General features: G+C 33.4%; 1 protein-coding gene. It reads left to right on the forward strand.

The window, feature by feature from the left end:
• On the forward strand, positions 1 to 678 hold a 678-nt coding region (locus Aba26S_RS21005; protein WP_043975215.1), incomplete at its 5' end, for a transposase.
• Positions 679 to 680: the final 2 nt, after the last annotated feature.

The raw sequence follows: 680 nt of genomic DNA on the forward strand, positions 1-680 counted from the left end.
AATGGTCAAAATATTCCAATTAATTTCCGAATTTATGACAAATCTGAGGGTAAAACCAAGAATGATTACTTTATGGATATGTTAAGTGAAGTACTCAGTTGGGGTGCAAAGATTCAATTTATTACAGGTGATAGTTGGTATTCATCGACTGGAAATCTAAAAACCATAAGAAAACATGGTATTCGATTTATGTTTGGTATCGACTGTAACCGTAAGGTTTCCCCAGAAAAAGGACAATGGTTTCAACTGCGTTTATTGCCGAATTTCCATCAGGGTCAAGTGGTCTGGCTCAAAGATTTTGGCTTTGTACAATTATTTAAGACTCAGTTAAAAGAACAGCAGAGGTTTTATATTGTGTATCAAGATGAAGATGATTTATTGTCCTTTGAGGGTTTTCATGAATTACATTCAAGTCATTGGAAAATAGAACAATATCACCGAGTGATTAAACAGGTTTGTCATATTGAAAAGTTTCAAGTAAGACGGTCTAAACTGATTTTGAATCATATTTTTTCAGCCTTGATGGCCTACGTGGAGATACAAAAGAACCAGTTTGAGCGGATCTTTGAAAATGTATATCGTTGGCAGAAGAAATTATTTAGACCAATGATCAAAAACTTCATTGATGACTTTATTCTCGATAAAAATCATCTGCTACCACAGAGAATCTATAAATAATA

The organism is Acinetobacter sp. NBRC 110496 (genome assembly GCF_000876115.1).
Lineage (GTDB): Bacteria > Pseudomonadota > Gammaproteobacteria > Pseudomonadales > Moraxellaceae > Acinetobacter.